Here is a 9,863-nt window from a genome sequence, read left to right as displayed (position 1 = left end):
GTTGTCCGTGACGTCTGGCAACTGCTGACGCATTGCAGCCCGTTCCGGCAACGGTTGATAAATATCGATGGCGTTAAAAACGGTAAAACATTTTTCTGGCGCGACGCCGTTGGCCAACAGTACCTCACGTACGCCGTTAGAAACCGCGATAACCGCATCGGCACGTCTGTTGACCATCTTAACCAACTCGCGGTCCAGTACCGGCTCAATGCGGCAGTGCTGAACCAGGCTGACAGCAATATCGCTGGCGGCCAGATAACCTTCGGCATTAGAGCCGGGCTGATTATTCATATAGAGCATATCGCTCTGTTGCTGAATAAGAAGCTGGCGAATAGCACGGGCGTTGGGCCGGATGCGCCATAAATTATCGACAAAGCGTGTGGCTTTCAGCCGCAGGCCGCGATGGAAAAACACCAGCGAACGCAGCAGTTCCTTAAGCAGCTTCGCCCAGCCAGGCTGTTTACGCTGGGTGATGAAGGTCACAGGGATCGCCAGCGTAGCCAGCACCTGCTCGATGGAATCTCCGCTGCCGCGTCGGTAGTTATGGTAGAAGCAGCAGCGGATATCAAACTGGCTTCGGTCGATACGCTTCAGCAACTCCAACATACTGTTAGTGCCACCGCCCCATTCATTGCCGGTATCCAGTAACAGAATTTTTTTACGCTGTGGCTCCATCATGCCGCTTCCAGATTCGTTTAGCCGACGCGATGCGGCATGAAAATTAATCGTTGCCCAGTTCCAGCCTCAGGCCGGAAAAGTAAGTATTGATATAGTGAACGCCTGCACTGTCGGCAACGCTTTCCGTTATGGCATTCAGCGCGCGGCTGGCAGGTACAGCTTCAGGTTTACCCGGACAGGTTGTCACGCCCTTAAACGGATTGCGTGGCGGTGCCGGCCTGACGGCAGGCGGTACCTGACGTCCGGCATTTTGCGGTTCGTTCAGTAGCTGCCCTGGCGTAACCAGCGTGATATCGGCCGGCAGCGACGGCAGCATCTGTTGCAGTACTTTTACCGTAGTGGGATGCGGATGGCCAATGGCGATAGCGGAACCGTCGCGCTGCGCCAGATGCACGGCGCGCAAAAACTGTTTGCGGATATCGGCTTCGTTTTGCGTATCGTCCAGAAAGACACGGCGTTTAACAACCTTCACGCTGGTGCCTGCTGCGGCGCGAGTTGACTGGCTGTTGCCGATGGTCATGCTGTCGAGAAAATAAAAATTGTAGTGGTTCAGCACCTGCATCACTTTCTGCATACCCGGCAGGCTGGAGGTCATCGCGCTGCCCATATGGTTGTTCAGCCCAACGGCGTAAGGCACTTTAGCGACGGCGTCGCGGATGATTCGCTCAATCTCTTCGCTGGTCATCTCCGGGCGCAGGGTGTTTTTTTCCAGCGGCTGTTTGCTGAGCGGGGCCATAGGCAAATGAATCAACACTTCATGCCCCCGCTGGTGCGCTTTAGTCGCCATCTCACGAGCGTGGGTCGCATCCGGTAATACCGCCACGGAAATGGCCTTTGGCATTTGTAATACCTGATTTTCCTGTGCCGGTCGATAACCAAAATCGTCAATGACGATAGCGAGCTTACCCGCGTGCGCTGAACAAGCCAGCAGTAGACCCGTCAGCGCACCGCTGATTTTATAAAAATAAGACAAAAGTTATTTTCCCAACCACGGAAGTGGATTAACGGCCTGTCCCTGGCGACGGATTTCAAAATAGAGCGAAGGCGTGCCGCGCCCACCGCTGGTGCCGACCAGAGCAATCGGCTGACCGGCCCTGACCTGAGTGCCCACGCTGACCAGCGCGCTCTGATTGTAGCCGTACAGGCTCATATCGCCTTTACCGTGCTCCACCACCACGACCAGGCCGTATCCTTGCAGCCAGTCTGCCATCAGCACGCGGCCATCGGCGACGGCTTTGACTTCCCGCCCTTCTGGCGCGTCAATAACCAGCCCTTTCCAGCGCAGTTCGCCCTGCAGCTGTTCGCCAAAGCGATGTTCAATGGTGCCGCGTACTGGCCACAGCAACTGGCCACCCGGGCGGCCCAGACCGCCGGTTCTTGCCATCAGCGAACGCTCGCCCTCGGTCGGTTTGTAGGTGGTACCCTTGCTTTTCGCCTGTGCCTCGCGTTCACGTACGCGCTGCGCTTCTTTGGCTTCTTTTTCGGCGCGCGCGCGGGCTTCCCGCTCCGCTTTGGCTATTTTATCGCGCAGGCGGCTTTCATTCGCCCGCATCTCTTCCAGCTGTGCCTGATCTTTTTCCAGCGAGGATTCCAGCGTGGTTAACGTTTTCTTTCTGGCCGCACGAGCGATTTCCAGTTTTTGCTGCTGCGTTTCCTGCTGCGACAGCATCGTTTTCTGCTTCGCTTGTTTATCCACCAGGGAGGCTTTTTGTGACGAGAGGTCGCTACGCGTTTTTTTCAGATCGTCGATTGATTTCTGACGGGCAGCGTTCAGGTAGCCAAAATAGGCCAAAATGCGTTCGCTACGTTGGCTCTCTTCATTACTCAGAATAAGCTGCAGGCCGTTGTGTTGCCCCTGGCGAAACGCGGCGTCCAGTTGCTCAGCCAGCATTTTTTCCTGCTGCGCCTGCCGGGTTTGCAGCTTAGCGATCGAAGCAGTGAGCGTCGAGATTTCGTTACCGAGTGCATTAAGCGTAAGCTCGGTTTCACGCAGCTGCCGGCTGGCCTGAGCCACGATTTTTTCCTGACTTTGTAACTGATCCAGCAGCTTGCTGCGCTGCTGCTTTTGTTGTTGAACGCTCTTCTCTTTGGCGGCGATGTCCGCGCGCAGGCTGGAAAGCGCGGATTTTGTATCTTCTGCCTGACCAACAGCGGGCAGCAGCAGCAGACCCGCGCAAAAAAGGCTGGTTGCCAGGGTGAACATGCCCGATCGTAACGGGAACGCAGAGGCCAATCCGTTAGCTGGGGTTCGTTGATATGAAACTGTCGCTTTTTCCCTCATAGGAGAAGGATTATTCCACGATGAACAGCACCTTACCAGCCTCAGCGGCGGGTTTTGCGTTTCCATCGGTGACAAAGCGAGGGGGGCAGGCAGAAAGCGGTGGCGGGAAAGGGGAGGTGCACAATAAATCATCAGTCAGGATCGATGCATTAACGTCCGCATTAAACGTTTATGACATAAGCCCGTTTTTTTGGGAAATTTGCCGCAGAAAAAGCAACTCTGAGGGCATCGCGTCTGTACATGAAACGCCTGGCAGGTATACTCAGAAGCCTTGTTTTCGCTTATTAACCCTTTCGGGAGTTGTTACCCCTCATGCAAGATATTATGCAGTTCGCAGGCAATCATACCCTTCTCAGTCTGGCATGGGTCGTCCTGCTGGTTTTGGTGATCGTGACCACCGTTAAAGGCATGTTCTCTAAAGTAAAAACCATCAGTCGCGGTGAAGCGACGCGTCTGATTAATAAAGAAGATGCCGTGGTCGTGGACGTGCGCGGGCGCGATGACTTCCGTAAAGGCCATATTTCTAACGCGATCAATGTCCTGGCTGCCGATATCAAAAAGGGCAGCTTTGGCGAACTGGAAAAACACAAGACCAAACCGGTTATTGTGGTATGCGCTAACGGTGTGTCCGCAGCCGATCCTGCTGCACAGCTTAACGCGGCCGGTTTTGAACAGGTTTTCATTCTGAAAGATGGCGTTGCTGGCTGGAGCGGTGAAAACCTTCCGCTGGTGCGCGGCAAATAATTCTGGAGACGAAGGTATGGCAAACGTTGAGATCTACACCAAAGCAACCTGTCCTTTCTGCCATCGCGCTAAAGCGCTGCTGAGCCAGAAAGGCGTGGACTATCAGGAAATCGCTATCGATGGCGACGCTGAAAAACGCGAAGAGATGATCAAACGCAGCGGCCGTACTACTGTTCCGCAGATTTTTATCGATGCACAGCATATTGGCGGCTGTGACGACCTTTATGCCCTTGACGGCCGCCAGGGCCTCGACCCGCTGCTGCAATAAGGCGGGCAAGTGGCGCAATAACGGATTATTAACCCATAGGATTTTAATATGTCAGAACAAAACAACACCGAGATGTCTTTCCAGATCCAGCGTATCTATACTAAAGATGTCTCTTTTGAAGCCCCGAATGCGCCACAGGTTTTCCAGAAAGAGTGGGAGCCAGAAGTGAAGCTGGATCTGGATACGGCTTCTACTCTGCTGACTGATGACGTATACGAAGTGGTTCTGCGCGTCACCGTAACCGCTACCGTGGGTGAAGATACGGCTTTCCTGTGCGAAGTGCAGCAGGCTGGTATCTTCTCCGTGGCCGGTATTGACGGTAACCAGATGGCGCATTGCCTGGGCGCATATTGCCCGAACATCCTGTTCCCTTATGCGCGCGAATGCATTACCAGCCTGGTTTCCCGTGGGACCTTCCCGCAGCTTAACCTGGCGCCGGTTAACTTTGACGCCCTGTTCATGAACTATCTGCAGCAGCAGTCAGGTGAAGGCGCCATTCCGCAACAGGATGCATAATGCCTGCCTCAATGAGTGTTCTCGGTGCCGGCTCGTACGGCACCGCATTGGCTATCACGCTGGCCCGTAACGGGCACGATGTGGTGATGTGGGGCCATAATCCACAACATCTGGCGCAGCTTCAGGCTGACCGCTGCAACGCGGCTTTTCTGCCCGATGTTCCTTTTCCTGATTCGCTAAGTCTTGAAAACGATCTGGCTACGGCAATCGCCGCCAGCCGGGATTTGCTGGTGGTTGTGCCCAGCCACGTATTTGGCGATCTGTTACAACAAATTAAACCGCATTTGCGTAGCGATTCTCGCCTTGTCTGGGCAACCAAAGGCCTTGAAAAAGAGACCGGAAGGCTGCTGCAGGACGTGGCGCGCGAAATTTTGGGCGACGATCTGCCGCTGGCGATCGTATCCGGCCCTACTTTTGCCAAAGAGCTGGCGGCAGGCATGCCGACGGCGATTGCCCTCGCCGCAACGGACGCAGCCTTTGCCGATGATTTACAGCAGCTGTTGCACTGTGGCAAAAGTTTCCGCGTATATAACAATCCTGATTTTACCGGCGTACAGCTTGGCGGCGCGGTAAAAAACGTTATCGCCATCGGCGCCGGTATTTCTGACGGCATCGGCTTTGGCGCCAACGCCAGAACGGCGTTGATTACCCGCGGGTTAGCAGAGATGACCCGATTGGGCGTGGCGCTGGGTGCCGATCCCGCCACGTTTATGGGTATGGCCGGACTGGGCGATCTGGTGCTGACCTGTACCGACAATCAGTCACGCAACCGCCGCTTTGGCATGATGCTGGGGCAGGGAATGGATGTGACGGCGGCGCAAAATAGCATCGGACAGGTGGTGGAAGGATTCCGAAATACCAAAGAAGTCAGGGCGCTGGCCGGACGCTGCGGCGTAGAGATGCCGATAACCGAGCAAATTTATCAGGTATTGTATTGCGAAAAAAACGCGCGAGAGGCAGCATTAAGTCTGCTTGGGCGTACACGGAAAGACGAAAACAGCATCAGCTGAGACAGGGAAGCGCCGCAGTATTCTGTTATTTGATGGGGAGTAGAGTCATGTCGTGTGTCGAGCCTGGAGCGGTCTGGGAGAGTATTAAAGAGGAAGCACGCGCGCTGGCGGAATGTGAGCCGATGCTGGCCAGTTTTTACCACGCCACGTTGTTAAAACACGATGATTTAGGCAGCGCACTCAGCTATATGCTGGCGAACAAGCTGGCTAATCCGATCATGCCTGCTATCGCTATCCGCGAAATCATACAGGAAGCCTATAAGCAGGACCCCTCTATGATCAAGTCGGCCGCCTGCGACATTCAGGCCGTGCGCCAACGCGATCCCGCTATTGATAAATACTCTACACCGCTGCTCTACCTGAAAGGATTTCATGCTTTGCAGGCTTACCGCATCGGTCACTGGCTGTGGAACGAAGGCCGCCGCGCGCTGGCCGTCTACCTGCAAAATGAAATTTCCGTCTCGTTTGCCGTAGATATTCATCCGGCTGCGAAAATCGGACGCGGCATTATGCTCGATCACGCAACAGGAATTGTGGTGGGGGAAACGGCCGTCATTGAAGATGATGTCTCTATCCTGCAATCGGTCACGCTGGGCGGTACGGGCAAAACCAGCGGCGATCGTCACCCTAAAATCCGCGAAGGGGTGATGATCGGGGCGGGCGCGAAAGTGCTGGGCAATATTGAGGTGGGGCGCGGCGCCAAGATCGGCGCCGGTTCCGTCGTGCTACAGCCCGTTCCGCCGCATACCACGGCAGCAGGCGTCCCGGCGCGCATCGTCGGTAAGCCCAGTAGCGAAAAGCCTTCAATGGAAATGGACCAGCACTTTAACGGTATGGTGCCGGGGTTCGAGTTCGGCGACGGTATTTAGTCTTTAATCAGCGCGCCTGCGTAATCCAGCTGGCGCCAGGCTTCATAAACCACCACCGAAACCGCATTCGACAGGTTCATGCTGCGGCTGTCCGGCTGCATCGGGATACGAATTTTCTGCGCGGCGGGCAGGGCGTCCAGGATCTCTTTGGGCAGCCCACGCGTTTCCGGGCCAAAAAGCAAATAATCCCCTTTCTGATAGCTTACGGCGCTGTGCGCAGGTGTCCCCTTGGTAGTCAGCGCAAACAGACGCTGCGGCTGCTCGGCCTGCAGAAAAGTGCCATAGTCGGCGTGGCGCTGGACGGCGGTAAACTCGTGGTAGTCCAGCCCGGCCCGGCGCAAGCGCTTATCATCCCAGGTAAAACCCAGCGGTTCGATCAGGTGCAGGCGGAAGCCTGTATTGGCGCACAGACGAATAATATTGCCCGTGTTCGGGGGAATTTCAGGTTCAAACAGTACGATATTCAGCATCAGCGGCGGCCCTCGTTCACAAGGGCCGCAGCATAGCAAATTCAGCTGTTGCTGGTATAGAGCGGCAGCCACAGCGTTAGCCGCAGGCCACCCAGCGGGCTGTCATCCGCTTTCACCCAGCCCCGATGCTGCTGAATGGCCGTTTCCACAATCGCCAGTCCTAAACCGGTGCCGCCAGATTCCCGGTCGCGCGCCTCATCGGTACGATAAAACGGTCGGAAGATCTGTTCGCGATCTTCCGCGCTGACGCCCGGGCCATCATCATCAACGTGGATAGTGATGCCCTGTTTATCCACGGAGAAGCTGACGACGATACGGCTATGGGAATACCGTAGCGCGTTACGCACAATATTTTCCAGTGCGCTGTCAAGCGCGCTCGGGTTACCGTACAGCGGCCAGGGTCCTGGCGGATAGGGCACTTCCAACGTCTTACCCATCTGCTCCGCTTCAAAACGGGCGTCATCCAGCACACCCGACCACAGATGATTGGCCTTCATCGCTTCGCTGACCAATGCGTTTTTGTGCTGGGTGCGCGACAGCACCAGCAAATCGTTAATCATGCCGTCCAGCCGTTGCGCTTCCATTTCGATGCGCTGTAGCTCTTTACCTTCGCCCTGGCGTCGGCGCATCAGCGCGGTAGCCAGCTGCAAGCGCGTTAGCGGCGTACGCAGCTCGTGCGAAATATCTGACAGCAGGCGCTGCTGTGCGGTCATCATTCGCTCCAGCGCGCTTACCATCTGATTAAAGCTGGAGCCCGCGGCAAGAAACTCCTGCGGGCCCGCTTCCAGCTCAGGGCGCTGACGCAGGTTACCCGCGGCCACGTCATCGGCCGCGTGCTTCAGCTTCCGCGCCGGTTTTGCCAGGCTCCATGCCAGCCAGAGCAACAGCGGCGAGCTAATCAGCATGGTCACTATCAGTAACAACAGCGGGCGGTCAAACAGCAGATTGACAAAATCCAGCTGCGAACTGCCGGCAGGCCTGATCAGGTAGAGCTGGTAACTGTCTTCACCGTCGCGCACGGAGAACGGTCCGAGCATTTCCGTTCGGCCATATTTCTTTTTCTGCGGATGATCGGCGTTATCGGACTGACCGATAAAATTGCGGATAACCTGCATCTCGTTATGCTGAGCGCCGATCACCCGTCCTTCGCTGGTGACCAGCAACAGGCGCTGACCCGGCGGTGCCCACTTGTCGATAGCGCGAAACAGCCTGCGCCACCACATTAAATCGTTGGGCGGATCCTGCATCAGCTCCGCCTCGACGTGTTGTTCAATCATGGTGCCCTGCCGCTGCTCGTTATCAAGCAGCGGCGTCATCTGACGGGTATCAAGTTTGGGCACCATCAGCACCAGCATCAGCACCAGCGCCAGGGTCAGCCAAAAAATGGCAAAGATGCGGGTGGTCAGGCTGGAAATCATGTAGCGGAAACCATCAGATAGCCCCGGCCGCGCAAGGTTTTAAACCAGGGATGCCCATCCTTACGGTCCGGCAGTTTGCGGCGCAGGTTGGAAATATGCATATCAATGGCGCGGTCAAACGGCGTTAAACGTTTACCCAGTACTTCCTGGCTCAGATGTTCGCGAGAAACCACCTGGCCCAGATGCTGCGCAAGCAGATAGAGCAGCGTAAACTCGGTACCGGTTAAATCCAGCGTCACCTCGTCAAAGCTGGCCTCCTGCCGCCCCGGATTCAGGCGAAGATGGTCCACCTCCAGCGTTGGGGAACTGCTGTCATGCTGCTGTTGCTGTTCGCTCCAGTTAGAGCGGCGTAAAATCGCGCGTATGCGAGCCACCAATTCACGATCGTTAAAGGGCTTGGGTAAATAGTCATCCGCGCCCAGTTCCAGTCCCAGCACTCGATCCAGTTCGCTGCCGCGTGCGGTCAGCATGATGACTGGCGTCTGGTGCTGCTGACGCAGCTCTTTCAACGTATCAATGCCGTTCTTTTTAGGCATCATGACGTCGAGAAGGAGCAGATCGACAGAACTATCCAACAGGGCCAACGCCTGCTCGCCGTCGCCAGCTACCAGAACGTCGAACCCTTCCATTTCAAGCAATTCTTTCAATAGCGAAGTCAATTCGCGATCGTCGTCAACCAACAGGATTTTATTCATTTTTTATCGCCCTCCACAGGCAAAATACCGTGAACGAATGCCCGCAATCCATGACTTTACGTAGTTTTACACCCCCTGACGCATGTTTGCAGCTGCCTCCGTAGACTGATTTTCGTTGAATCGAAATATGGAAACCAACCTGGGAGTTAACGATGCGCAAAGTTACCGCCGTCGTTGTGGTTCCGGCGCTGATGCTCAGCTTCTCCGCCGCATGGGCTACAGATGTGACGACGTTTGACGAGATGCATCAGGGCAGCGCGGTGCCAGGCAGTATGGCGCAAGTTCCGCAAAACCACATGTTTGACGGCATCAATCTCACCGAACAGCAGCGTCAGCAGTTACGGGATTTGATGCAGCAGGCCCGGCATGAGCGTTCTCCCATAAGTATTAACGATTTAGAACGGCTGCACGCAATGATTATTGCAGATAAATTTGATGAGGCGGGCTACAAGGCCTGCGTCGACAAAATTGCTCAGGCAGAAGTTGCGCGGCAGGTCGAGATGGCGCGGGTGCGCTACCAGATGTATCACCTGCTAACGCCGGCACAGCAAGCCGTTCTGAATCAGAAACACCAGCAGCGCATAAACGAAATGCGTCGGCTGACGGAAGTGCAGCATGTAACACCGCTTCAGGCTGTCAGCAGTACGGGCAGCAAGCAGTAGCAGAGTACCCCTGTTTTCCTTGCCATAGACACCATCCCTGTCTTCCCCCACATGATGTGGGGGTTTTTTTTATCAAAGATTTTTTAAATCTTTCCTGCCAAAACAATCCATTAAAAATCCGAAACGGCTTCTGAGCGTTTAAAAATAGCCGATTGGGGACAACGACAAGCCGACTCCTGAATCACGCTTATGCCCTTTATTTCGCTTGAAACCGGGCGGCGTTACTTTGTTAAGCCGGGTGAAACCAGGGCC

General features: G+C 55.4%; 12 protein-coding genes. 6 read left to right on the top strand and 6 right to left on the bottom strand.

Annotation, left to right across the window (positions count from 1 at the left end; all coding sequences use genetic code 11):
• The 3 genes from RTK32_RS13415 to envC form a co-directional block, all read right to left on the bottom strand.
• Positions 1–675 (bottom strand): glycosyltransferase (locus RTK32_RS13415; protein WP_312044730.1); only part of this gene is annotated, 675 nt, incomplete at its 3' end.
• Positions 676–721: 46 nt separating this feature from the next.
• Positions 722–1,651, bottom strand: a complete 930-nt coding sequence (locus RTK32_RS13410; protein WP_409451094.1) for a divergent polysaccharide deacetylase family protein — start codon at positions 1,649–1,651, stop codon at positions 722–724.
• Between the two features lie 3 nt (positions 1,652–1,654).
• Positions 1,655–2,959 (bottom strand): murein hydrolase activator EnvC, encoded by a 1,305-nt coding sequence (gene envC, locus RTK32_RS13405; RefSeq protein ID WP_312044726.1) that lies wholly within the window; start codon positions 2,957–2,959, stop codon positions 1,655–1,657.
• Between the two features lie 312 nt (positions 2,960–3,271).
• Between envC and RTK32_RS13400 the strand changes: the two genes are divergently transcribed.
• Genes RTK32_RS13400 through cysE form a run of 5 tightly spaced genes read left to right on the top strand, consistent with a single transcriptional unit; the run spans position 3,272 to position 6,366 of the window.
• Positions 3,272–3,703, top strand: a complete 432-nt coding sequence (locus RTK32_RS13400) for a rhodanese-like domain-containing protein (RefSeq protein WP_312044724.1) — start codon at positions 3,272–3,274, stop codon at positions 3,701–3,703.
• Between the two features lie 16 nt (positions 3,704–3,719).
• Positions 3,720–3,971 carry a glutaredoxin 3 gene (gene grxC, locus RTK32_RS13395; protein WP_312044722.1) on the top strand — a complete coding sequence of 84 codons (252 nt, stop codon included), beginning with the start codon at positions 3,720–3,722 and terminating at the stop codon, positions 3,969–3,971.
• Positions 3,972–4,019: 48 nt separating this feature from the next.
• The gene (gene secB / locus RTK32_RS13390) at positions 4,020–4,487 is read left to right on the top strand and encodes a protein-export chaperone SecB (protein WP_312044720.1); all 468 of its coding nucleotides are present in this window, start codon (positions 4,020–4,022) and stop codon (positions 4,485–4,487) included.
• Positions 4,487–5,497 (top strand): NAD(P)H-dependent glycerol-3-phosphate dehydrogenase, encoded by a 1,011-nt coding sequence (gpsA, locus tag RTK32_RS13385; RefSeq protein ID WP_312044718.1) that lies wholly within the window; start codon positions 4,487–4,489, stop codon positions 5,495–5,497. Before secB ends, gpsA begins: the two co-directional genes overlap by 1 nt.
• A gap of 47 nt (positions 5,498–5,544) precedes the next feature.
• Positions 5,545–6,366 carry a serine O-acetyltransferase gene (gene cysE, locus RTK32_RS13380; protein ID WP_312044716.1) on the top strand — a complete coding sequence of 274 codons (822 nt, stop codon included), beginning with the start codon at positions 5,545–5,547 and terminating at the stop codon, positions 6,364–6,366.
• Here the strand turns inward: cysE and trmL are convergent.
• The 3 genes from trmL to cpxR are packed head-to-tail and all read right to left on the bottom strand — an operon-like array spanning position 6,363 to position 8,949.
• Complete coding sequence (gene trmL / locus RTK32_RS13375) at positions 6,363–6,836, bottom strand: tRNA (uridine(34)/cytosine(34)/5-carboxymethylaminomethyluridine(34)-2'-O)-methyltransferase TrmL (RefSeq protein WP_312044715.1); 474 nt, start codon at positions 6,834–6,836, stop codon at positions 6,363–6,365. The two genes, cysE and trmL, sit on opposite strands and share 4 nt — an antisense overlap.
• 41 nt (positions 6,837–6,877) lie before the next feature.
• Complete coding sequence (gene cpxA, locus RTK32_RS13370; protein WP_312044713.1) at positions 6,878–8,254, bottom strand: envelope stress sensor histidine kinase CpxA; 1,377 nt, start codon at positions 8,252–8,254, stop codon at positions 6,878–6,880.
• Positions 8,251–8,949 (bottom strand): envelope stress response regulator transcription factor CpxR, encoded by a 699-nt coding sequence (cpxR, locus tag RTK32_RS13365; protein WP_312044711.1) that lies wholly within the window; start codon positions 8,947–8,949, stop codon positions 8,251–8,253. Before cpxR ends, cpxA begins: the two co-directional genes overlap by 4 nt.
• Before the next feature lie 152 nt (positions 8,950–9,101).
• Here cpxR and cpxP point away from each other — a divergent pair, with 152 nt between their 5' ends.
• Complete coding sequence (gene cpxP / locus RTK32_RS13360) at positions 9,102–9,611, top strand: cell-envelope stress modulator CpxP (protein ID WP_312044709.1); 510 nt, start codon at positions 9,102–9,104, stop codon at positions 9,609–9,611.
• Positions 9,612–9,863: the final 252 nt, after the last annotated feature.

Origin of the sequence: Erwinia sp., from assembly GCF_031978025.1 — a bacterium.
Lineage (GTDB): Bacteria > Pseudomonadota > Gammaproteobacteria > Enterobacterales > Enterobacteriaceae > Erwinia.
Note: the sequence above shows the minus strand (reverse complement) of the source record. Positions and strands in the feature narration are given on the sequence as shown.